Origin of the sequence: Pseudomonas hamedanensis (assembly GCF_014268595.2) — a bacterium.
GTDB lineage: Bacteria > Pseudomonadota > Gammaproteobacteria > Pseudomonadales > Pseudomonadaceae > Aquipseudomonas > Aquipseudomonas hamedanensis.
The window spans coordinates 703,057-726,072 of the sequence record NZ_CP077091.1 but is presented as its reverse complement, the minus strand read 5'-3'; the positions used below and the strand labels follow the sequence as shown (position 1 = coordinate 726,072).

The 23,016-nt window shown below is 59.7% G+C and carries 17 protein-coding genes; 7 read left to right on the top strand and 10 right to left on the bottom strand.

Features of this window, described 5'->3' with window-relative positions; translation table 11 throughout:
* Positions 1–5 precede the first annotated feature (5 nt).
* The 5 genes from HU739_RS03205 to HU739_RS03185 all read left to right on the top strand — a co-directional run bounded on the left by HU739_RS03205 (position 6) and on the right by HU739_RS03185 (position 7,696).
* The gene (locus HU739_RS03205; RefSeq protein WP_186546404.1) at positions 6–1,580 is read left to right on the top strand and encodes an ABC transporter ATP-binding protein; all 1,575 of its coding nucleotides are present in this window, start codon (positions 6–8) and stop codon (positions 1,578–1,580) included.
* 130 nt (positions 1,581–1,710) lie between these two features.
* Positions 1,711–3,117 (top strand): sigma-54 interaction domain-containing protein, encoded by a 1,407-nt coding sequence (locus HU739_RS03200; RefSeq protein ID WP_186546405.1) that lies wholly within the window; start codon positions 1,711–1,713, stop codon positions 3,115–3,117.
* Between the two features lie 285 nt (positions 3,118–3,402).
* Entirely contained in the window at positions 3,403–4,794 is a 1,392-nt protein-coding gene (locus HU739_RS03195) for a GntP family permease (RefSeq protein WP_186546406.1), read from the top strand.
* A gap of 7 nt (positions 4,795–4,801) precedes the next feature.
* Positions 4,802–5,575, top strand: a complete 774-nt coding sequence (gene hbdH / locus HU739_RS03190; protein ID WP_186546407.1) for a 3-hydroxybutyrate dehydrogenase — start codon at positions 4,802–4,804, stop codon at positions 5,573–5,575.
* 165 nt (positions 5,576–5,740) lie between these two features.
* Entirely contained in the window at positions 5,741–7,696 is a 1,956-nt protein-coding gene (locus tag HU739_RS03185; protein ID WP_186546408.1) for an acetoacetate--CoA ligase, read from the top strand.
* A gap of 38 nt (positions 7,697–7,734) precedes the next feature.
* On the opposite strand, the gene HU739_RS03180 is transcribed toward HU739_RS03185, so the two are convergent.
* Both HU739_RS03180 and HU739_RS03175 read right to left on the bottom strand, forming a co-directional pair.
* Positions 7,735–11,496: a hypothetical protein gene (locus HU739_RS03180; protein ID WP_186546409.1), complete on the bottom strand. Its 3,762-nt coding sequence runs from the start codon at positions 11,494–11,496 to the stop codon at positions 7,735–7,737.
* 131 nt (positions 11,497–11,627) lie between these two features.
* On the bottom strand, positions 11,628–12,737 hold the full coding sequence (locus HU739_RS03175) for a PilT/PilU family type 4a pilus ATPase (protein ID WP_186546695.1): 1,110 nt from the start codon (positions 12,735–12,737) through the stop codon (positions 11,628–11,630).
* A 129-nt stretch (positions 12,738–12,866) separates the two neighbouring features.
* Between HU739_RS03175 and HU739_RS03170 the strand changes: the two genes are divergently transcribed.
* Together HU739_RS03170 and HU739_RS03165 are read left to right on the top strand one after the other, a co-directional pair.
* The gene (locus HU739_RS03170; RefSeq protein WP_186546410.1) at positions 12,867–15,404 is read left to right on the top strand and encodes a PAS domain S-box protein; all 2,538 of its coding nucleotides are present in this window, start codon (positions 12,867–12,869) and stop codon (positions 15,402–15,404) included.
* A 53-nt stretch (positions 15,405–15,457) separates the two neighbouring features.
* A complete protein-coding gene (locus HU739_RS03165; protein WP_007912322.1) occupies positions 15,458–15,733 on the top strand; it encodes a peptidylprolyl isomerase in 276 nt (91 codons plus the stop codon).
* 348 nt (positions 15,734–16,081) lie between these two features.
* Here the strand turns inward: HU739_RS03165 and HU739_RS03160 are convergent, their stop codons facing one another.
* From HU739_RS03160 to HU739_RS03125, 8 genes are all read right to left on the bottom strand, one after another.
* Positions 16,082–17,014 (bottom strand): sugar kinase, encoded by a 933-nt coding sequence (locus HU739_RS03160; protein ID WP_186546411.1) that lies wholly within the window; start codon positions 17,012–17,014, stop codon positions 16,082–16,084.
* 135 nt (positions 17,015–17,149) lie between these two features.
* Positions 17,150–18,364 carry an amino acid deaminase gene (locus tag HU739_RS03155; RefSeq protein WP_186546412.1) on the bottom strand — a complete coding sequence of 405 codons (1,215 nt, stop codon included), beginning with the start codon at positions 18,362–18,364 and terminating at the stop codon, positions 17,150–17,152.
* A gap of 38 nt (positions 18,365–18,402) precedes the next feature.
* Positions 18,403–19,167, bottom strand: coding sequence for an IclR family transcriptional regulator (locus HU739_RS03150; RefSeq protein WP_186546413.1), 765 nt, complete (start codon positions 19,165–19,167; stop codon positions 18,403–18,405).
* Between the two features lie 144 nt (positions 19,168–19,311).
* A complete protein-coding gene (locus HU739_RS03145) occupies positions 19,312–19,701 on the bottom strand; it encodes a RidA family protein (RefSeq protein WP_186546414.1) in 390 nt (129 codons plus the stop codon).
* 31 nt (positions 19,702–19,732) lie between these two features.
* Positions 19,733–20,524, bottom strand: a complete 792-nt coding sequence (locus HU739_RS03140) for an amino acid ABC transporter ATP-binding protein (protein ID WP_186546415.1) — start codon at positions 20,522–20,524, stop codon at positions 19,733–19,735.
* Positions 20,521–21,183 carry an amino acid ABC transporter permease gene (locus HU739_RS03135; protein ID WP_186546416.1) on the bottom strand — a complete coding sequence of 221 codons (663 nt, stop codon included), beginning with the start codon at positions 21,181–21,183 and terminating at the stop codon, positions 20,521–20,523. Before HU739_RS03135 ends, HU739_RS03140 begins: the two co-directional genes overlap by 4 nt.
* A gap of 9 nt (positions 21,184–21,192) precedes the next feature.
* Entirely contained in the window at positions 21,193–21,855 is a 663-nt protein-coding gene (locus HU739_RS03130; protein ID WP_186546417.1) for an amino acid ABC transporter permease, read from the bottom strand.
* 51 nt (positions 21,856–21,906) lie between these two features.
* Positions 21,907–22,755 carry a transporter substrate-binding domain-containing protein gene (locus HU739_RS03125; RefSeq protein ID WP_186546418.1) on the bottom strand — a complete coding sequence of 283 codons (849 nt, stop codon included), beginning with the start codon at positions 22,753–22,755 and terminating at the stop codon, positions 21,907–21,909.
* Positions 22,756–23,016 lie beyond the last annotated feature (261 nt).

Here is a 23,016-nt window from a genome sequence, read left to right as displayed (position 1 = left end):
TGGCCATGACCGATAACCTGATTGAAATTCGTCATCTCACCGTCGCCTTCCATGGCCAGCCAGTGGTGCGTGACCTGTGCCTGGATATTCGTCCCGGCGAATGCCTGGCCCTGGTTGGCGAGTCGGGCTCGGGCAAATCGGTGACCGCGCACTCAATCCTGCAACTGCTTCCCGAAGCCGAGGCGCACTCCACTGGCAGCATTCGCTATCGCGATCAGGAGCTGCTTGGGGCCGACTCCAAAGTGTTGCGGGAACTGCGCGGCAATCGCATCGCGATGATTTTTCAGGAGCCGATGACCTCGCTCAATCCACTGCACACCATTGAAAAGCAGATCGGCGAAACCCTGCTGCTTCATCGTGGCCTCGGTGGCAAGCAAGCGCAGCAACGCATCCTGGAACTGCTCGGGCTGGTCGGCATTCAGAAACCTGCCGAGCGGCTCAAGGCTTACCCGCATCAACTCTCCGGCGGCCAACGCCAACGGGTGATGATCGCGATGGCCCTGGCTTGCGAACCGGAGCTGCTGATTGCCGACGAACCGACCACGGCACTGGATGTCACCGTGCAGCGCAAAATCCTGCTGCTGCTCAAATCGCTACAGAAACGGTTGGGCATGTCGCTGCTGCTGATCAGTCACGACCTTAATCTGGTACGCAGCATCGCCCAGCGGGTCTGCGTGATGAAAGCCGGCGAGATTGTCGAGCAGGCGCCGTGCGAAACCCTGTTCACTGAACCCAAACACCCCTACAGCTGCGTGCTGCTCAACGCCGAACCCGAGGGCGAGGCATTGCCTCGGGACGAACGCGAAAACGTGCTGGAAGTCGACGACCTCAAGGTCGAGTTTGTCGTCGGAGGCGGGCTGTTTCAGCGCAAGCAATACCTGCGCGCCGTGGACGGCATCAGCCTGAGCATCCAGCGCGGCAAGACCTTGGGCATTGTCGGCGAGTCCGGCTCCGGCAAGTCCACGCTGGGTCAGGCGATCCTGCGCCTGCTCGACTCCGAGGGCAGCATTCGCTTTCAGGGTGAAGCGCTCGACGGCCTCAATCAGAAACAACTGCGCCCGTGGCGCCGGCAGATGCAAGTGGTGTTTCAGGATCCGTTCGGCAGCCTCAGCCCGCGCATGTCGGTGGCGCAAATCATCAGCGAAGGCCTGGAAGTGCACTGCGCATCGAGCGCCGATGAATGCGACGCGCAAGTGATCCGCGTGCTTGAGGAGGTCGGACTTGATCCACAAAGTCGCCATCGCTATCCCCATGAGTTCTCGGGCGGGCAACGTCAGCGTATCGCCATTGCACGGGCACTGGTGCTCAAACCGGCGCTGATCCTGCTCGACGAACCTACCTCGGCGCTCGATCGCACCGTGCAGAAACAGGTGGTCGCCCTGCTCTGCCAGCTTCAGGAAAAACATGGCCTGACCTATTTGTTCATCAGTCATGATCTGGCAGTGGTGCGCGCGCTGGCGCACGACATGATCGTGATCAAGGACGGCCAGGTGGTCGAGCGCGGCGCCAGTCATGACGTGTTCGACAACCCGCAGCACCCGTATACCAAAGAGCTGTTGGCGGCGGCGCATCCGGGGTAGGCATAATCGGCGCTCGGCTTGAAACCGCGTCGCGGCCTTTGCGAGCAGGCTCGCTCCCACAGGGTAATTGGGGCAGCGAGCCTGCTCGCGAAAGGCCGGCGCTGGCAACACACAATCAGGATCAGCCTTCATGAACACCACCGAAAGCCTCAAGGACTATCAACGGGTGCGCACCCTGGCGATCCGCTCACTGTTCGAAATCATCGAGCAGTCGAGCGAAGGCACGGTGATTGTCGACCGCGACGCCAATATCGTCTGGATGAACGAGCGCTACGCCCGGCGGTTCGGCCTCGATTCGGCGGCAGGCGCGATCGGCAAAGCCTGTGAAAGCGTGATTCCTGGCAGTCTGTTGCGTGAAGTGGTGCGCACCGGGCGCCCGATTTTGCTGGACATGCAGGACACGCCGAAGGAACCGTTGGTAGTGATGCGCTTGCCGATTCACGACGACGCCGGCACGGTGATAGGCGCGATCGGTTTCGCGCTGTTCGACGAGCTGCGCACCCTGTCGCCAATGCTCAAGCGCTACCTGAGCATGCAGGAAGAACTCGCCTCGACCCGCTCCCTGCTGCGCGCTCGCCAGACCAAATACAACTTCGCCCATTTCATCGGCACCAGCGCGGCCAGCCTCGAAGTCAAACGCCGGGCGCGGCGCAGTGCCAGTGCCGACTCGCCGGTGCTGTTGCTGGGGGAAACCGGAACCGGCAAGGAACTGCTCGCGCAGGCGATCCACAGCGCTTCGCCCCGCGCCCACAAAGCCTTCGTCAGCATCAACAGTGCGGCCATTCCCGAGGCGTTGCTGGAAGCCGAATTTTTCGGCACGGCACCCGGTGCTTTCACTGGCGCCGACCGCAAGGGCCGCACCGGCAAACTGCAGATCGCTCAGGGCGGGACGTTGTTTCTCGACGAGATCGGCGACATGCCGCTACCGCTGCAAAGCAAATTGCTACGCGTATTGCAGGAGAAAGAGTTCGAACCGGTCGGTTCCAATGAGGTGATCCAGAGCGACGTTCGGGTGATCGCGGCTACTTCGACGGACCTACAGGCGGCGATCAAGCGCGGCGAATTTCGCGCCGATTTGTACTATCGCCTCAATGTCCTGCCAATTCACGTACCGCCGCTGCGCGAGCGCCTTGATGATTTGCCGGCGCTCAGCGAAGCGATCCTTGAAGAACTGCGCAGACAGCATGAATTGCACCGTGATGCGCTGGCGTTGCTCGGGGAGCATGCCTGGCCGGGGAACATCCGCGAATTGCGTAATGTGCTGGAACGGGCGGCACTGCTCAGTGATGACCTGATCCTGACGGAAAGTGATCTGCGCGCGGCCATTGGCACTTTAACGCCGGTCGAGCGTAGCGCTGCGCCGCCGGTGCCAGCGCTGACCGGGGAAACATTTGCTCAGGCGCGGGCACGATTCGAGCGGCAACTGATTGAGTCGACCGTGGCGCAATGCGCGGGGAAAGTCCCGGAGGCTGCGGTTCGGCTGGGACTTGGACGCTCGACGCTGTACAAAAAAATGGTGGCGCTGGGGCTGGCTTAGTCTCCATATCGAGATATTACATCTCCTTATGAAGACAAGAGCAAAAGCTTCGCGAGCAAGCCCGCTCCCCAGGGGAAATGCACTCCAAATGTGGGAGCGGGCTTGCTCGCGAAGGCGCCGTTCCAGACAGCACAAGTCTCAAGGAAGAGACAAAAAGCAAAAATCCAGCTTCACAAAACAAACAACGCCTTTATATTCAATAACTTAGCGATATGGCACAGTTCTCGCTAAGCCCTCTCCACACCCGTTCCACCCACAAAAATAACAATTCTGGAGAGACACACCATGAGTGTGATCATTGCCTTGGCAGCCCTGGCGCTGCTGATGCTGGCCGCCTACCGTGGCTACAGCGTTATCCTCTTCGCCCCGATTGCCGCCCTCGGCGCGGTCCTGCTCACCGACCCGTCCGCCGTGGCGCCCGCCTTCACCGGGGTGTTCATGGAAAAAATGGTCGGCTTCATCAAGCTGTACTTTCCGGTGTTCCTGCTCGGTGCGGTGTTCGGCAAGCTGATCGAACTGTCTGGCTTCTCGCGCTCGATCGTCGCCGCCGCCATTCGCGTGCTCGGCACCAGCCAAGCGATGCTGGTGATTGTGCTGGTCTGCGCCGTGCTCACCTACGGTGGCGTCTCGCTGTTTGTGGTGGTGTTTGCGGTGTACCCGTTTGCCGCCGAGATGTTCCGCCAGAGCAATATCCCCAAGCGCCTGATCCCGGCGACCATCGCCCTCGGCGCATTTTCCTTCACCATGGACGCCTTGCCCGGTACGCCGCAGATCCAGAACATCATCCCCAGCACGTTCTTCAACACCACCGCCTGGGCGGCACCGTGGCTGGGCGTGATCGGCACGATTTTCGTGTTCTGCGCCGGCATGCTGTTTCTTCAACGTCAGCGCAACAAGGCGCAACGTGCGGGCGAAGGTTACGGCACCGAGCTGCGCAACGAACCGGAAACCGCTGAAGACCTGCAACTGCCAAATCCGTGGGTCGCCCTCTCGCCGTTGCTGGCGGTGGGCATCATGAATCTGCTGTTCACCCAGTGGATTCCGCAGTGGTACGGCAAGACCCACAGCCTCGCGCTGCCGGGCATGAGCGCACCGGTGACCACGGAAATCGCCAAGCTCACCGCCATCTGGGCCGTGCAGGCCGCATTGCTGGTCGGCATCCTCATGGTGCTCGCGTTCGGCTTCAAGGCGATTCGCGCCAAACTCGCCGAGGGCAGCAAAAGTGCGGTCAGCGGCGCATTGCTGGCGGCGATGAACACCGCGTCCGAATACGGTTTCGGCGCGGTGATCGCCTCGCTTCCAGGCTTTCTGGTGTTGGCCGACTGGCTCAAGCAAATTCCCGATCCGCTGGTCAACGAGGCGATTACTGTGACGCTGCTGGCCGGCATCACCGGCTCGGCGTCGGGCGGCATGAGCATTGCGCTGGCAGCGATGTCCGAGCAGTTCATCAGCGCGGCCCACGCAGCCAATATTCCGCTGGAAGTGTTGCACCGCGTGGCCGCGATGGCCAGTGGCGGCATGGACACCCTGCCGCACAACGGCGCGGTGATTACCCTGCTGGCGGTGACCGGCCTGACACACCGCGAAGCCTATAAAGACATTTTCTGTATTACGCTGATCAAGACCCTCGCGGTTTTCGTTGTGATCGGCACCTTCTACGCCACTGGCATTGTGTGAGGTATTCATGACCCTTCTTTCGGGCAAGACCGCATTGGTTACCGGATCCACCAGCGGCATCGGCCTGGGCATCGCCCTGAGCCTGGCCAAGGCTGGCGCCAACCTGATCCTCAATGGTTTTGGCGATGCGTCGAAGGTGATCGCCGAGGTCGGCCAGTACGGCGGCAAGGTCGGTCATCATCCGGCCGATGTGAGTGATCCGGCGCAGATCGCCGACATGGTTGCCTACGCTGAACGCGAATTTGGCGGCGTCGATATTCTGGTCAACAACGCCGGCATTCAACATGTCGCGCCGGTGGAAGAGTTCCCGGTCGAGCGCTGGGATTCGATCATCGCGATCAACCTGTCTTCGGTGTTTCACAGCACCCGGCTGAGCCTGCCGGGGATGCGTGCGAAAGGCTGGGGCCGGGTCATCAACATCGCCTCCGTGCACGGTCAGGTCGGTTCGACCGGCAAAGCCGCCTACGTGGCCGCCAAACACGGAGTAATCGGCCTGACCAAAGTGGTTGGCCTGGAAACGGCGACCAGCAATGTCACCTGCAATGCCATTTGCCCGGGCTGGGTGCTGACGCCGCTGGTGCAAAAACAGATCGATGATCGCGCGGCCAAAGGGGTCGATCCGCAGCAGGCGCAGCATGATCTGCTGGCCGAGAAGCAGCCGTCGCTGGAGTTCGTCACGCCTGATCATCTGGGCGAGCTGGTGTTGTTCCTGTGCAGCGAGGCTGGCAGCCAGGTGCGCGGGGCGGCGTGGAATATTGACGGTGGGTGGCTCGCGCAGTAACCGCGCCCCCCCTGTAGGAGTGAGCCTGTTCCGGGCGGCGTTCCGACGATAGCGATTTACCAGTCAACGCATCAGTGACGGTCAGTGCGCTATCGTCGGAACGCCGCCCGGAACAGGCTCACTTCCACAAAGAGCAATGCGTAATCTGATAAAAAGAGGCAACCCATGTCCGACATCCTCTGGCAACCCGACGCCAACCGTATCGCCCGCTCGCGCATGGATGCCTTCCGGCGCGAGATCAATCAGCGTCATTCGTTGCACCTTGCCGACTACCCTGCCCTACACCAGTGGAGCATCGAGCAGCGCGAAGCGTTCTGGCAGGCGATCGTCGATTTCTTTTCTATCCGCTTTCATACGCAAGCCGACGCCGTGCTGCGCGAAGGCGCCCAGATGCCCAGCGCCGAATGGTTTCCCGGCGCAACACTGAATTTTGCCGAGCATTTGCTGCGTCGTCGCGACGATGCCGTCGCCGTGGTCGCGATCGCGGAAAACGGTCAACGCGAACAGTTGACGTGGGATGAACTGGCCCGCCAGGTCGGCGGTTTCCAGGCCAGTCTGCAAGCGGCCGGCGTCGGTCTCGGCGACCGGGTGGCGGCGTGCATGCCCAACACTTGGCAGACGCTGGTGGCAATGCTGGCGACCACCAGCCTCGGCGCGATCTGGTCGTGTTCGTCGCCGGACTTCGGTACCCAAGGGGTAATTGATCGCTTCGGCCAGATCGAGCCCAAGGTGCTGATCACCTGCGCAGGGGTTCGCTACGCCGGCAAGGACATCGACCAGACGAGCAAGCTCAATGAAATCCTCGCGCGACTGCCGTCGCTGCAACAATTGATCGTCGTGCCTTATGCGCGGCCGCAGGCCCGCAGCGACGACTATCGCACGTCGGCCAACGTCACGTTGTGGGACGATTTTTATCAGCCCGGCGCAATCCCCCACTTCGTCCCGGTGCCGTTCGCGCATCCGCTTTACGTGCTGTACTCCAGCGGCACCACGGGCGTGCCCAAATGCATCGTCCACAGTACCGGCGGCGTGTTGTTGCAGCACGTCAAGGAACACGGTTTGCACGTCGATCTCAGTGCCGGTGACCGCTTGTTCTACTACACCACCTGCGGCTGGATGATGTGGAACTGGCTGGTCTCGGCCCTCGCGGTCGGCAGCGCCGTGGTGCTGTATGACGGTTCGCCGTTTCACCCAGGGCCGGAACGTTTGCTTGAACTGCTCGAAGATGAGCGCATCAGCGTATTCGGCACCAGTCCGAAATACCTCGCGACGCTGGAAAGCAGCGGCGTCAAACCGCGACAAAGCCATGACCTGAGCAGCCTGAAAACCCTGCTCTGCACCGGCTCGGCGTTGTCGCCACAGAGCTATGACTTCGTCTATCGCGACGTCAAGGCCGACGTCTGCCTGGCCTCGATGTCCGGCGGTACCGACATCGTTTCCTGCTTCGTCAATGGCAACCCGCTGTCGCCGGTAAGGCGCGGCGCGATCATGGGCAAAAGCCTGGGAATGGCGGTTGAAGTATGGAACGACGCCGGTCAGCCGGTGATCGGCGAAAAAGGCGAGCTGGTGTGTACCCGGCATTTCCCGGCGATGCCGATCGGCCTGTGGAATGATGCTGATGGAGAAAAACTGCGCAAATCCTATTTCAGTCTGTTTCCCGGTATCTGGGCGCAAGGCGATTACGCCGAGCAATTGTCCGACGGCGCGATGATGATTCACGGCCGCTCCGACGCGGTGCTCAATCCCGGTGGCGTGCGCATCGGCACGGCGGAGATCTATCGACAGGTGGAAAAAATCAGCGAGGTGCTGGACTGTGTGGCTATCGGTCAGCAATGGCAGGATGACGTTCGGGTGGTGTTGTTTGTGCGCCTCAAGGACGGTGTGGCACTGGATGAAACGCTGCAACAGCGGATCTGCCAGATGATTCGCGCCAACACCACCCCAAGGCATGTGCCGGCGAAAATCGTCGAGGTCACGGATATACCGCGCACCCTCAGCGGCAAAATCGTCGAGCTGGCCGTGAGGAATATAGTGCATGGGGAGCCGGTAAAAAATACCGACGCCCTGGCCAATCCCGAAGCGCTCGAGCAGTTTCAGGATCGGCCGGAGTTGGCGGTTTGACCGGTCAAGGGGCAGGCGTCAACTCAACACCGGAGTCATCACACCGGTTTGTTCAGCGTGATGAGCACTGGCTCGACAATGGCCTTGCCACCACTGGCACCCAGGGCACTGGTAATGACTGCCATGTTGCGGTCAAAGCCGGCTTTGTCAGTGCAAAGCTGGCTCAGCAACGAGGTCGCCACCGCCAGGGAATCGGCATTGGCAAACGCTTTGGACGGCGCGTGACAGACCGTGCTGTCCTGCGCGACCGGCAGGCAGCCCGCGGCAATATTGAGCAGCGCAGCGACATCCAGCCGCTGCCCGGTTTCAGCATCGCTCAGCGCATCGGTGGCATAGCCGATATCATCGGTTTGCGCGCTGGCATGAAACAGCTCATGGATCAGGTCATCGGCGACCACGTCATGGTTGAAGCCCAGGCTGACAAAGTGTCTGTTAAGGTTTTTTGTATAGACTTCGACGAAGGCTATATCAGCCCCTTCGCTGGCCCGCGCGCTTTTCCAGCGCGCATAACCGTCCACGTCAAATGCTGCGATCGTGCTGTTTTCCTTGAGGGTATCGAGCACAATGTTACTCGAGGAAAAACCTGCGAAATCGAAACGGATCAAGCGTAGGTAGTTCACCAGTCGATCAATGGCGACCGATGAGGTATCGCCGAACAACGTTTTCATCAACAGATCGCAATCGCGCTTGATGTCATGCCGAGCGATGGCCTCGATCGCGTTATCGATTTTCACTCGGGCACGAGGCAGACTCTGCTCGATGAACTTGCGCGTATAGCTCTCTGGCAAGGTCTTTGGCATGTTAGGCAAACGCAGCGGAGCGTTATAGGAAAAGCCATCCAGCGGTTTGCCCCACGGGTTGCCACGACGATTCAAGGCGTACCATTTGTTGTCTCGGCGAGCGGCCAGCACAGCAACGGCGTCGCTCGCCGAGCCGCGTGGGCGCCAGCTACCGAGCCCCACTTGCGCGCCGCCGACGCTATCGATCAAATCATAGGACTGCCGGCGCCCACTGAGCGTGTGCATTTGTCTCTTCGCCTTGGCGATAATGTCGTGGGTGTTTTTATTGAACCGCAGCAGGCCCTTGTGCGCCAGTTTTGCGCCGGATTGTAGACCCGAAGGTACGCCGTCGAGCGGATTGAACAAAGAAATTGCCGACGTAAAGGCCAGTTTGGTGAATCGCGCAGCTTTCGATGTCGTGGATATGGCCTTGGCCGAAATACTCAACGCCTTCGAACTGGCCCCAGCCACCGTTCCTACCAGCCCGATACCATCCATCAGACAGCCGTAGATCCCATCGACCACCTTGTCATGCTCACCGGACGCAATGTCCTCGATGCACTTTTTGAACGGCACCACCAAGTCGATGAAATAGGTGAGCAATCGCTCGCCTTCCTCCTGAGACTCCTCAAGCGGCGTCGGGATACGGACCAGCTCACGCAGCTCCTGAGCATTGAGAAACGGTCGATAACTGACAATGAAATCGGCGATTCGGGCAACCTCCGGAGCGTTGAACCGTGCATAAAACCCTTGCTTGAGCGCCATCGCAGCAGCGGGCTCTTCCAGTGCGCCAAAATAGTCGATGATCGCCATACTGCTGGAAACCGCAGAATCCTGAGCAACCGCATGAGTATGGCACTTCACATTCAGTGGCAGCTCTTTCGGATAAGTCACTTCAAATTGAGTGGTCAGACTGGCAGCACGGCTCATTCTCGAACGTTGTTCGAGTTTGCGCTCGCGGATGATCAACTCACCCAAGGCATCGTTCTTGCGCAACTCCCCCCGGGATGTGAACAGCTCATAACAGATAAAGGCATTGTTGTGAGACGTACACATCACCAAGCCAAACCGCCCGGTGGCAGCATCCCGGCTCTGTTGTGTTTCCTTGGGCAATTGAGTAGTGACCGGGCCGCCAATGCGATGCGTGGTGGTGTAAATCGCCGACTCACGCACGGTGAAAAAGTCGATCCGGCCATTTATGAAGGCTTGTAAATCCGCTGAGGGCATTTGGGCCAGCGCGAGTTTCACCGTCGACGACATGGCACTGTTGAGATCCTTGAAATGCACCGCCAACTGCCGATCCATTTCGTCGTCACAGGATTTGAGTTTCAGTAGCGCTGGATAACGTGTGTAAAGGCTGATGCCCGACGGGTTGTAATTGATGGCCGGACTGGGTATGCCGTTGGTGACCAGGCGAACCGTGCGCCTGTCCCACTTGCCGGTGACGAGGTCACCTGATTGATGCAGGTCCACCATGGACATGACCTGCTGCCCGCCGATCTCGGACAATGCTTTTTCGTCCAGCGTATCGCAGCCTGGCGCGGCGACTTTCAACGCTGCGCGGGCGATGCCTGCACGGCTGGGCAGCGCGGTCGAAAAGGCCCGGGCGATCTGGGTGAATTTTTCGGTGTGCTGTTCGAAGACCTCAATTGCCCGTCGTGTGGTCGATTCCTCTGCCTGATCAAGCTCACCCGGGGTGACGACCTGATTAAGCAGCGCCCAATCGACAATCGGGTCAATCATTGCCAGATCGCGCAAATGCTTTTGCGTGTCACTGATCGGCTGCAGATCGGCATAAGCCATTATTTGCGAGTAGGTCAAGACGCGCGCTGCGCCGGTTTTCACCGCCTCGACCAGCACCACGGCGCGACAGAAGTTGATCCATGCGATCGATCCCATGAGAACGGACGCCGGGATGTCCCTGACGATAAACTCTGGCGCCGTGCGCGCCAGCAACAGGTGGGTGGCCAAAGGAACTAAACGGGCATCCACCTTCAGTCGGGTTCGTAGAAACGTCGTCAGGTCTTCGAGTACAACCGAAGGATGCCGGTCAACATAAGTGGCTGCATACAACTCGAACCCAGCGATCTTCCTGCGTTGACAAAAATTGTCGATGGCCGGATCCAGATCGAGCAACATTGCCGTCAACAATAGCTGTGGAAGAACCTGTTCGCCAATAGGTTCGCCCGCTTGAGCACCGAGCCAACCCAGTTCTTTCAAATACTTTTCAGCCAGTATGCAGGCAACCGGGTAGTTGACATATTCGTTGATTCGCTGGGCTGCGTTCTCATGCGATACCGGCGCATTACCCGTAACGTTATACAGCGCCGTCAGGAGACTTTTCCCCGGAAGAAGTTTGGCGGTCGCTTGGCCAATGGCTGAAAACTGTTCCTCGGACAGCGTGGCCAGCTTTTGACCGCTCGCTGCAAAATGTTCCCAATAATTGGCCGGTTCCTTGACCGCAGGATCAAACTTTAGCAACTCGAGCAAGTTGCTGATTTTTGCTTGTGTGTCAGGGATATCTATCTCGTGAAACTTGAACCACTGATCCATCGTAATGTCCAGATCAGCCCATATATACCCGCGCGCCGCCTCGGCGAAATCAGCGATCAGCTTCAGATCATCCAGCGTCGAGCGACTGTATTTAAAATGACCCGCAGCGACTAGATCAACCCAGCCGGCGGTGCCATACACTTCCATCTTGCCGTCAGCGGACACCCGCACAAGGCCGTTATGCTGACTGGCGCGCTCCTGGGAAAGTGCGCTGTTGACCGGACTGCTTTCAAGTAATTGATTGAGCAGGTGCAGGCCGGGGTTATAAATTTCGTACAGCGACGAACCTTCCTGCAACTCCAGTTCGTGGGCATACCAGTTGACGACTTCATCAGCAGAATACTGACTCACAGCCTGCTCCAACTGCGCAATCATCAGCTGCCGCTCAGCGGCATCGGCTGCAGTTCTTAGTTTAAAACTGGCAACTACGACATGGTCCGACCAGATCACTTTATTTTCTTTCTGCAAAACTCATTAAACAACCTCATCAATCGGTTACGCTGACCATTCAGCTTGATGACGTTGTACGACCGCAATACTTTATACTCCACACTTAAAATATTAAATGCTATTACTACCAGCAAACTAATGATTGATTTTCAATCCATCAAACCCCACTCCCCCACCTTCGGCTCATCGGGGTTTTTTATTTCCGTGGCGAACTTTATGCGCAACTTTAGATTATTCACCGAGTCGGCATGTTTCAACGCTTCCTCTTCACTGATGTCACCCTGCGACACCAAGGCGAACAAAGCGCCATCAAAGGTTTGCATACCAAGCTCCGCGGACTTTTCCATCATCGATTTGAGCTCTCCGAACTCACCTCGTCGAACCAGATCGGCGATGGTCGGCGTACCCAGCAGCACCTCGACCGCAGCCCTTCGCTGACCATTAACGGTGCGCACCAATCGCTGCGAAATAAAGGCTTTCAGATTGTTACCCAGCGCATGCAACAGCTGCGGACGACGCTCTTCGGGGAACAGATTGATGATCCGGTCCAGCGCCTGATTGGCGTTGTTGGCGTGCAGCGTCGATAACACCAGGTGGCCGGTTTCCGCGAAGGCCAAGGCATGTTCCATGGTTTCGCGGTCACGGATCTCGCCGATCAGGACTACGTCCGGCGCTTGGCGCAGGGTGTTTTTCAACGCGGCGTGAAAACTGCGAGTATCGACGCCGACCTCACGCTGATTGACGATCGAGAGTTGATGCCGATGGATGTACTCGATCGGATCTTCAATCGTCACAATGTGCCCGGCGCTGTGACGGTTACGGTGATCGATCAATGCCGCCAGCGAGGTCGATTTGCCCGAATCGGTGGCGCCGACGAACAGGATCAGGCCCTGCTTGAGCATGACGGTTTCACGCAGTACCGGGGGCAACTTGAGGTCTTCGAAACGTGGAATATCAAGCTTCACGTTGCGAATCACGATGGATACGTCGTTGCGTTGCTTGAACACGTTGACTCGAAAGCGGCCAATACCGGCCAGCGAAATGGCCAGGTTCATTTCCAGCTCACGGTCGAACACCTGGCGCTGCTCGGCGTCCATCAGGGCGTTGGCAATGGCGGCCACTTCACCGGGTTTGAACGGCTGCTCGCTCAACGCTGTCAATACGCCTTGAAACCGCGCACTGGGTGGCGCTCCCGTGGACAGGAACAGGTCCGAGCCATGCTGGTTGGCCAGCCGTGTTAACAGCACATCGATTTCCATGGTCAAATTCACCCACCGGCTTGAATATTCAGACATGGCCCGCTGCTGTGGCGCAGCGGTACATTGAGCGTCTACCCTCTCGAAGAATAGTAGACGCCGCCTCACCGAACGACGCTCAGGATCGACGCAATGAACGCTGTACCCGGCAACGACGACGCCCAGACTCTGATCGCGCGCACCGACTGGAGCAACACCGCACTGGGTGCCGCCAGCCAATGGCCGCAAAGCCTGCGCACCGCGGTGGACATCGTGATTCACTCGCCAATGCCGATGCTGTTGTTGTGGGGGCCGCAACTCACGCAGATCTACAACGACGGCTTCGCCATGCTGGCCGGCAGCAAGCACCCGCATGCTTTCGGACAACCGGCACACCAGATGTGGCCGGAACTCAGAGCCTTTACCGACCCGGTCTACAGCGCCGTCCTGCAAGGTCAGGTGCGTACCTACAGCGAACGCCGCTTCACCCTGCAGCGCGATGGCCAAGAATCCGACGTCTGGCTGGATCTGACCTACAGCCCGATCCGGGATGAAACCGCGCAAGTGGCGGGCATCCTCGTCACCACCATTGAAACCAATGAACGCCGACGCATTGCCCTGGAGTTGCAGCAGCGCTCCGAAGAAAGCCTCAAGGCTCAGCACGAGTCCGAAGAGCGCCTGCAACTGGCGCTGGCCGCCACCGACGCAGTCGGCACCTGGGACTGGAACATTGCTGAAGACCGGTTTATCGCCGACGCGCATTTCGCCCAGTTGCACGGTGTCGATCCGGCCCTGGCCAGCCAGTTGCCGATCAGCGATTACCTGCAAGGCGTCCATCCGGAAGACCGGGCGATGGTCGCGCGCGGCATCAAGCACTGCATCACCCACGGCACCGAATACGCCGAGGAGTATCGCCTGCTGCAACCTGATGGCGAGTTGCGCTGGGCGTTTGCCCGCGGCCGCTGCTACAAGGATCAGCATGGCCGGCCGACCCGTTTTCTCGGCGCGGCGCTGGACCTGACCGAGCGCAAACACACCGAGCAGGCCTTGCGCCAGAGCCAGACCGAGCTGCAACTGATCATCAACGCCATGCCGATCCTGATCAGTTACGTCGACCGCGAAGAACGTTTTCGCCTCAACAATGCCGCCTATCTGGACTGGTACGGTTTTACACCGCAAGAACTCTATGGCCGTACGATCCGCGAGGTGATCGGCGAAGAGGCCTACTTTCTGCGCGCGCCGTACATCGCCGAGGCCCTCGCCGGCCGGTCCTGTTCATTCAGCCTCTACACAACGCACCGTGACGGCAGCAACCGCCATGCCCTGATGAACTACCTGCCGCGCCATGGCGCCGATGGTGCGGTCAATGGGTTCTACATCTTTGTGATCGATGAAACCGAACGCAAGAAAACCGAAGAAGCCCTGCGCAACCTCAACGAAACCCTGGAAGAGCGCGTCAGCGCCCGCACCGAACAATTGGCCCAGGCCAACCAGCGTCTGCAGAACGAGATGTTCGAGCGTGAGCGCGCCGAGGACGCCTTGCGCCACGCGCAAAAAATGGAAGCGGTAGGCCAGCTCACCGGCGGCATCGCCCATGACTTCAACAACATGCTCACGGGAATCATCGGCAGCCTCGACCTGATGCAGCGCTACATTGCCGACGGTCGCGCCAATGAGATCGGACGGTTCACCGAAGCCGCCGTGTCCTCCGCCAACCGTGCCGCCGCCCTGACCCATCGTCTGCTGGCCTTTTCCCGTCGCCAGTCGCTGGATCGCAAGACCCTGGACGTCAACGAACTGATTCACTCGCTGGAAGATCTTATCCGCCGGACCAAGGGCGATCCGATCGAGCTTAAATTGCGCCTGGCCGACAGTGTATGGCCGGTCAGCACCGACGTCAGTCAACTGGAAAACGCTCTGCTGAATCTGGTGATCAACGCGCGGGATGCGATGCCCAACGGGGGCGAGCTGCTGATCGAGACCGCCAACGTCTACCTCGATGGCAACGACATCACCACGCTCGAGCCGGTCAAGGCCGGCGACTATCTGATGCTGGCGGTCAGCGACAACGGCACCGGGATGACCCCCTCCGTGCGCGCCAAGGCCTTCGACCCGTTCTTCACCACCAAGCCCATCGGCCAGGGCACCGGACTCGGGCTGTCGATGATCTACGGTTTTGCCCAGCAATCGGGCGGCCATGTCAGCCTCGACAGCTTGCCCGACCAAGGCACCTGTGTGCGCCTGTACTTGCCGCGCCTGTATCTGCAAATGCCGGAGCAGGCGCCGGTCGAGACGATCAGTGCGCCCTGCACGGCAACGTCCGGGGAAACCGTCGTGGTGGTCGAAGACGATCCGGCCGTGCGCATGTTGGTCCTGGATTTGCTCAAGCAACTGGGTTACCGGGCGTACGAAGCGGTCGACGCCACCGCTGCGCTGGCGCTGCTGGACACCGTTGCCGAAGTGGATCTGCTGGTCACCGATGTAGGTTTGCCGGGCATGAACGGCCGACAGCTGGCGGAAATCGCGCGGCAGCAGCGCCCTGGTCTGAAAGTATTGTTCATGACCGGTTATGCGCAGATCGCCGCGGAACGCCAGGGCTTTCTCGAAGAGGGCATGGACATGGTCGCCAAACCCTTTGCGCTGGAACGCCTGGCGAGCAAGATCCGCACGATGATCAACCCGACGGCGTGACTTGAGGCATAATTCCGCGCCCCGCCGACACCCCGTTATCAGGTACTGCCACGATGAAAGCTCAAGCCCGCCACATTCTGGTGAAAACCGCCGAAGAGGCCGAACAACTCAAGCAACGCATTGCCAAGGGCGAAGCGTTCGACGTGCTGGCGAAGAAGTTTTCCACCTGCCCGTCCGGCAAACGCGGCGGCGATCTGGGCGAGGTACGCCCGGGACAGATGGTGGGCGCGATCGACGCGGTGATCTTCAAAAAACCGCTGCGCACGGTGCATGGACCGATCAAGAGCAAGTTTGGTTATCACCTGGTGCAGGTGTTTTACCGCGATTGACTGGTTGGCTTTCGGGCCTCTTCGCGAGCAGGCTCGCTCCCACAATGGGTTTTGTGGGTTGCCTGGAGTCTGAGTAGACCCGAAATCTTGTGGGTTGCCGCTAATCTGAGTACCACCGGAAATCTTGTGGGAGTGGGCTTGCTCACGAAGGCGTCAGGTCAGGCAATTATCTGAATCTGACACTCCGCTTTCGCGAGCAAGCCCGCTCCCACAAGGGGGTATGTGGGTTGCTGGAATTCGTGTAGCACCGGAAATCCTGTGGGTTGCCTGGAATCTGAGTAGCACCCGGAACCCTGTGGGAGTGGGCTTGCCCGCGAACCGATTGCGCAGCAAGCGGCCATGCACTGTTTACTGGGGAATCAGCGCGCCAGGTACTTGAATCACCCGACTGGCCAGTTCATGTCCTGCTTGCGCCGCCTCCGCCGGGCTGCCGCCGAGCAAACGACTGGCCAGATACGCCGCACTGAACGAATCCCCCGCTGCCGTGGTGTCGACCACTTTGGCAACTTTTTGCGCCGGCACTTCAAACGCTTCGCCCTCACATTGAATCAAGCACGCCTCGGCGCCACGCTTGAGGACCACCTCCGGTGTGCCGATCTGCGCGTAAGCCTCGAACAGCGCCGCGCAATCGCTGAACCCGAACAGCTCCTGCTCGTCGTCCACGGTCAACAACGCAAGATCGATATGAGGCAAGACGCTGCGATAGGCCGCGCGCGCTTCTTCAGGCGAGGCCCACAAACGTGGCCGATAGTTGTTGTCGAAGACGATCCGCGCATCGCGCTGCCGGGCTTCGATCAGCACCTGGATCAGCCGCTCCCGGCCCTGGGCGCCAAGCACGGCCAAGGTAATGCCGCTGAAATACAGCACGTCGTAATCCGGCAACGCGGCCAGAATCGGTTCGGCGGCAGGCGTGGTGAAGCAATCGCGTACCGCCGCTTCATTGCGCCAATAGAGGAAGCGGCGCTCGCCGCTGGCGTCAGTCTGGATGCAGTACAGGCCGGGCAAACGACCCGGCAGGCGCTGCACTTGTTGGAGGCCGATGCCTTCCTCGACCCACTGCCGGCACATGGCGTCGCTGAAGCTGTCGTCGCCCAGCGCAGTCACGTAGTCGACCTGCGCCTTGTCGCCCATGGCGCGGGACAGGTAGACCGCCGTGTTCAAGGTGTCGCCACCGAAGCTTTGCTGCAGGCTGCCGTCGGCGCGCTGCTGCAACTCGATCATGCATTCGCCGATCAGGGCGATGCGTGGGGTGTTCGGGCCCAGGGGGCTTAAGGTGTTCATTCTTGGTGGTGTCTCTGTTGATTCAATGGTGTCAGGGCGGACGCCTTCGCGAGCAGGCTCGCTCCTACATTTGAAATGCGTTTTCTGTGGGAGCGAGCCTGCTCGCGAATAGCCGCCGCGACGCAATCTCAGGCTTTAGAAACAAGTCTCCATGCGCTCGACCACCGACAACTGCTCATCCACCAACAACCCCACCCGCCATTTGTCGAAGGTCAGGCACGGATGGGACGTCCCGAAGGAGATGATGTCACCCACGCGCAATTCCACCCCCGGCGCGATCGTCATGAACGCGTGCTGGTCCATCACTGCCGTGACCTTGCACGCACCGATGTCATCGCCCATTGCAGGTACAACACCCGCCTTGTAGCGCAGCAACGGCACCGGCAAACCGGCATCGAATGCCACGTCACGCTTGCCCAGGGCAATCACCGCAAAGCCCGGCTCCGGCAACGATTGCACGTGAGCCCAGACCTCCAGCGCCGGGCGCAAACCCTCGTGCAGATCGCTACGCCGATCCAGCACGCAGCACTGCGCTTCTTTGTAGATGCCGTGGTCGTGTGCCACGTAACTGCCCGGGCGCAACACGCTGAGGAAGCGTCCGGCGGCGTTTTGCTCCTCGAAGGACTCAGCGATCAAGTCGTACCACGCCGAGCCCGACGCGGTGATGATCGGTTTGGCGATGGCGAAAGCGCCGCTGTCCTGCAACTGCACGGCAAGACGCACCAGCGAGGCGGCAAACGCTCGGATCCCGCTGACCGCCTGATCGCCATGGATCACCCCTTCGTAACCTTCAATGCCAGTCAGGGCCAGCGCCGGTTGCACGTCGATGGCTTTTGCCAGCTCAATGACTTCCTGCTCGCTGCGGCAACCGCAACGCCCGCCGACCACGCCGTACTCGATCATCACGTTGAGCCTGACCCCACGCGTAGCGAAATAAGCGCCAAGGTCGGCGACGTTGTCCGGGTGATCGACCATGCAATAAAAATCGAAATCCGCATCGGCCAGCAGGTCGGCAATCAACGCCATGTTTGGTGTGCCGACCAGCTGATTGGCCATCAACACGCGACGCACGCCGTGGGCGTAAGCGGCGCGGGTCTGCGTGGCGCTGGCGAGGGTAATGCCCCACGCGCCGGCGTCGAGCTGACGCTTGAACAGCGCCGGCGTCATGCTGGTTTTGCCGTGGGGCGCCAGTTGCGCGCCGCTGTCACTGACAAACGTCTGCATCCAGCGAATATTGTGTTCCAGCGCATCGCGGTGCAGCACCAGCGCGGGCAAGCTGACGTCACGCGTCAACTGGGCGCCGATGGCCGCGTCACCTTTTTCTACTGCAGAGTTGATGGCAGTGGTCATGGTCGAATCCTCACAGTCGCGGCCGCAGGCAGCCGCGGTTATTCGTTGATACGCCGGGCGAGGCTATTGGCGCTGTCGATCAGCACCCGGCGATAGTCGTTGTAATTGTTCTTCGCATCGGCCCGCGGGGCGACGATGCACAGGGTACAAATGGCCACGCCCTGCGCATCTTTGACGGGCGCGGCGAAGCAATGGGTGAAGGTGTCGGCAACACTGTCGAAGGAGAAAAAGCCATCGCTGCCGGCCTGACGGATCTCCGCCAGAAAACGTTCCAGCGGCAAGCGCTCGCCGTCGGGCAGGATGTAATCGTCCTCATCGATCAGGTCGATGATCTGCTGATCGCTCAAATGCGCCAGCAGCAAACGGCCCGACGCCGTCCACGGAATCGGCGCGTTTTCGCCAATGTCGGAAGAGATGCGAAAATGCCGCTCGCCCTCCTTCATCAACGCCACCGTGTATTTGCGACCGTTGAGCAGGCACATCTGCGCGGTTTCGCGGGTCTGGCTGACGATCTCCTGCAAGGCATGATCGGCCTCACGGCTAAGGTCGAAATGACGCAAATGCGCCTGCCCCAGGAAGTACAACTGCCGGCCCAGATAGACATGGCCGTCCTTGCCCACCGGCTCGAGAATCCGCCGCTCCAGCAACGAGGCGACCAGTTCGTAGACCGTGGATTTCGGGCTGCCGATGCCGTTGGCGATGTCGTTGGGGCGCAAGGGCTGGCCGATTTCCTTGAGAAAATCGAGGATATCGAACGCCCGGTCCAGACCGCGTGCCCGGCGCTTGATGGTGTCTTCGGTCATTTCTTCAGTTCCCAATAAAAGTGCCGGGAGTTTACCGAGAGTCCCGTGTCGACAGTTAGACCGCCATCGCGAGCAGGCTCACTCCTACAGTTGAAATGCGTTCTCCTGTAGGAGTGAGCCTGCTCGCGATAGCGTCACCTCCGTTCACATCTTCTTTTTGTAGGCAATGCAGTCGATCTCAACCTTGCAATCGACCATCATGCTCGCCTGCACACAGGCCCGCGCCGGGGCGTGTTCGGGTTTGAAATACTCGGCGAACACCTTGTTGAAGCTGGAAAAATCCCGTGGATCGTCCAGCCAAACTCCGGCACGCACGACGTCTTCAAGGCCATAACCGGCCTCTTCGAGAATCGCGATCAGGTTCTTCATGGTCTGGTGGGTCTGCTCGACGATACCGCCAACGATGATCTCGCCATCCACTGCGGGCACCTGACCGGACACGTGCAGCCAGCCATCCGCTTCAACAGCGCGGGCAAATGGACGAGGCTGGCCGCCGGCGGCAGTGCTGCCGGTGCCGTAACGCGTAATGCTCATGGGTATTTCTCCTGATTGCAAAAGTGCAGATTCAAAACCGCGTGCTTTTGAGAAACTCAGCCAGACGCGGCGATTGCGGGCGTTCGAACAGTTCCTTGGGAGGCCCCTGCTCTTCGATTCGCCCCTGATTCATGAAAACGATCTTGTCCGAGACCTCGAACGCAAAACGCATCTCGTGGGTCACCAGCAACATGGTCATGCCGTCTTCAGCCAGACCCTTGATGACGTTGAGTACTTCGCCGACCAGTTCCGGGTCGAGGGCTGAGGTGACTTCGTCGAACAGCATCAGGCTCGGGTTCATCGCGATCGCCCGGGCAATCGCCACGCGCTGTTGCTGACCGCCGGACAACTGACCGGGAAAGTGATTGCGCCGTTCCAGCAGGCCGACGCGCTCCAGCCATTTTTCGGCGAGCACTACGGCCTCGTCCTTGTGCATTTTCTTCACCTTGAGCAAGCCCAGGGTGACGTTCTGCAATGCGGTCAGGTGCGGAAACAGGTTGAATTGCTGGAACGCCATGCCGGTCATCGCACGATGGCGAGCGATGACTTTTTCGCCATGGCGCACGCGTTTGCCGTTGATTTCGTCATAGCCGATGGACTCGCCGTCGAGCAGGATCTGCCCGCCCTGGAATTCTTCGAGCATGTTCACGCAGCGCAGCAGCGTGGTCTTGCCCGAACCGCTGGAGCCGATCAGCGTGACGACGTTGCCGCGCTGCATACTCAGGTCGACGCCCTTGAGCACTTCCACCGCGCCGTACTGTTTGTGCAGGCCGCGGATATCCAGCAACGCCTGATGCTGTGGGGAAACTTGAGCTTGAGTCATGGCAGGGCCACCCGCTTTTCAATGTGCCGGCCGAGTAATTCGATGCCGTAGTTGATGACGAAGAACAGAAATCCGGCGAACAGGTAGAACTCCAGGGTCATGAAGTTCCGTGCGATGACCTGTTGGCTGCTGAGCAACAACTCAGCGACACCGATCACCGAGAGCAAGGTCGAGGCCTTGACGATTTCGGTGGATGAGTTGACCCAGGTCGGCAGGATTTGCCGCAATGCCTGGGGCAACAGAACGTAGCCGAGGGACTGGTAGAAGGTCAGACCGATGGCCTGGCTCGCTTCCATCTGCCCGCGCGGCAAGGCTTGCAACGCGCCACGAACAATTTCCGCGACGTGCGAACCGCAGAACAGCGTCAAGCCCAGCGCACCGGCCTGAAATGCGCCGATCTGCCAGCCCAGCGCCGGGGCCATATAGAAGCAAGCCAGCACCAGCACAAACACCGGTGTGCCGCGAATCAGATCAACGTAAACGCGAAACGGCGCGCGCATCCAGAACTTGCCGTAAGTCAGCACCAGGCCGGCGACCACACCGAGCATCGTGCCGAGCACGATGGCCAGCGCCGAGACCTGCACACTGGTCAAAAAGCCCTGCCACAGCGGCTCGCGCGCCACCCATAATTCATGCAACCAACTGGGAGATTCGTACATCGCAGCCTCCTATCGGCGGATCGCCAGACGCTGCTCGAGAAAACGCAGCGCCATGGCAATGAGGTAACAGGCCGCGACATACAACGCCGTGGTCACCAGCCAGGTTTCGATCACCCGGTAGCTCTCGACGTTGATCTTGCGCGCGTAATAGGTCAGCTCCGGCACCGCAATCGCGGCGGCCAGCGAGGTGTCCTTGAACAGCGAGATGAAGTTGTTCGACAGCGCCGGCAGAACATTGCGCAACATCACCGGCACGGTGATGTAGGCCTTGACCTGCCATTCACCGAGTCCGATGGCCAGCCCCGCTTCGCGCTGTCCCTTGGGAATGCTCAGCAAGCCGCCACGGAACACTTCGGTCAGGTACGCCCCGGCGTATAACGACAGCGTGATGATGAACGAAGGAATCTTGTCCAGCCGGATGCCCAGACCTGGCAAGGCGAAGTAGATCAACAGAATCAACACCAGAATCGGTGTGTTACGAATCACCGTGACGTACACCGAGGCCAGCACCCGCAAGGCGCGATGCTTCGACAGCAAGGCAAACGCCATCAGCAGGCCGATCACGCAACCGATGGCGATCGACAACAGTGCCAGTTGCAGGCCCAGACCGAGCCCCGCCAGCAAGGTGTCGAAATCGCGCCACACGGCGGCAAAGTTCAACTGATAATTCATGGTCAGCAGTACCTTGAGCAGGGCGATGTGACTCGCCCCACTCTCACGGGATCATTTGAATTCGACAGGGAAACCGATGGCAGGCGACGGCAGATCGACGCCAAACCATTGCTTGAAGGACGCCGCGTAAGCCGGGAACTCAACGCCGGTCATGGCCTCATGCAGCGCGGTGTTGACGAAGTTCAGCCAATCCTGATCGCCTCGTTTGACGGCGCAGGCGTAGGTCTGCGGACTCCACGCGTAAGTCGGGCTACGGTAGCGGCCAGGGTTCTGCACCATCAGGTATTTGACCGACGACTGATCGGTGGCGGCGGCATCGGCGCGCCCAGAGTTCACGGCCTGGTACATCAGATCGACGCTGTCGTACTGATCGACCTTGGCTTTGGGCAGTGCCTGGTGCACCAGTTCTTCGGCGTATACGTTCTGCAGCACCGCAACGGTAACGTCATCGCCCGCCGCTTGCAGGTCTTCGATTTCCTTGTACTTGCTGTTGTTCGGCAACAGCAGACCAACACCTTCGCGGTAGTACGGCAGCGTGAAGGCGACTTGCTGTGCGCGGCTGGCAGTGACGGTGATGAACTGGCAACTCATGTCGACCTTGTCGGTCAGCAGATTGGGAATGCGTGCATCGGACGACTGCACCACGAACTCGACTTTGCTCGGGTCGTTGAACAACCCTTTTGCCACCATCCTGGCGATGTCGATATCAAAACCCTGCAACTTGCCGTCCGTGCCCTGAAAGTGCCACGGCGCATTGGTGCTGCCAGTGCCGACAATCAATTTGCCACGGGCCAGAACACTGTCGAGCTTGCTGTCGGCGGCCTGGGCCAGGCCCGTGACCGAGGAAGCAGCAGCAAGTACGAAAACACACGCTTTGAACAACGAAGGACGATGATGCATGGCGAGCACTCCAGGTGGTGTTTATTCCGCTATACCGGAACACGGTTTGTTACTACGGAATAGACAGCAGAAAGTGTGCCATAGGATTCGCGGGAAATCCGCAGCGATATCAAATGTTCGAGGAATCAAAGAGATACGGTCAGTCGAGATGGGCGATCACTCCCTGCGCTGAACGGATGACGCGCTACCTATCGCTACTGACGCGGGTAGCAGGTTCCCAACGAGGGTCGGGCTGTGCGGTTTCGGTGCATTCAGCCTGAC

Excerpts from the sequence above, each read along its gene's own strand:
- HU739_RS03155 (WP_186546412.1), bottom strand. The coding sequence starts at position 18,364 with ATGACCACTGCCATCAACTCTGCAGTAGAAAAAGGTGACGCGGCCATC.
- HU739_RS03125 (WP_186546418.1), bottom strand. The coding sequence starts at position 22,755 with ATGCATCATCGTCCTTCGTTGTTCAAAGCGTGTGTTTTCGTACTTGCT.
- HU739_RS03195 (WP_186546406.1), top strand. The coding sequence starts at position 3,403 with ATGAGTGTGATCATTGCCTTGGCAGCCCTGGCGCTGCTGATGCTGGCC.
- HU739_RS03145 (WP_186546414.1), bottom strand. The coding sequence starts at position 19,701 with ATGAGCATTACGCGTTACGGCACCGGCAGCACTGCCGCCGGCGGCCAG.
- HU739_RS03205 (WP_186546404.1), top strand. The coding sequence starts at position 6 with ATGACCGATAACCTGATTGAAATTCGTCATCTCACCGTCGCCTTCCAT.
- HU739_RS03135 (WP_186546416.1), bottom strand. The coding sequence starts at position 21,183 with ATGTACGAATCTCCCAGTTGGTTGCATGAATTATGGGTGGCGCGCGAG.
- HU739_RS03150 (WP_186546413.1), bottom strand. The coding sequence starts at position 19,167 with ATGACCGAAGACACCATCAAGCGCCGGGCACGCGGTCTGGACCGGGCG.
- HU739_RS03130 (WP_186546417.1), bottom strand. The coding sequence starts at position 21,855 with ATGAATTATCAGTTGAACTTTGCCGCCGTGTGGCGCGATTTCGACACC.
- HU739_RS03185 (WP_186546408.1), top strand. The coding sequence starts at position 5,741 with ATGTCCGACATCCTCTGGCAACCCGACGCCAACCGTATCGCCCGCTCG.
- HU739_RS03160 (WP_186546411.1), bottom strand. The coding sequence starts at position 17,014 with ATGAACACCTTAAGCCCCCTGGGCCCGAACACCCCACGCATCGCCCTG.
- HU739_RS03175 (WP_186546695.1), bottom strand. The coding sequence starts at position 12,737 with ATGGAAATCGATGTGCTGTTAACACGGCTGGCCAACCAGCATGGCTCG.
- HU739_RS03170 (WP_186546410.1), top strand. The coding sequence starts at position 12,867 with ATGAACGCTGTACCCGGCAACGACGACGCCCAGACTCTGATCGCGCGC.
- HU739_RS03200 (WP_186546405.1), top strand. The coding sequence starts at position 1,711 with ATGAACACCACCGAAAGCCTCAAGGACTATCAACGGGTGCGCACCCTG.
- hbdH (WP_186546407.1), top strand. The coding sequence starts at position 4,802 with ATGACCCTTCTTTCGGGCAAGACCGCATTGGTTACCGGATCCACCAGC.
- HU739_RS03140 (WP_186546415.1), bottom strand. The coding sequence starts at position 20,524 with ATGACTCAAGCTCAAGTTTCCCCACAGCATCAGGCGTTGCTGGATATC.
- HU739_RS03165 (WP_007912322.1), top strand. The coding sequence starts at position 15,458 with ATGAAAGCTCAAGCCCGCCACATTCTGGTGAAAACCGCCGAAGAGGCC.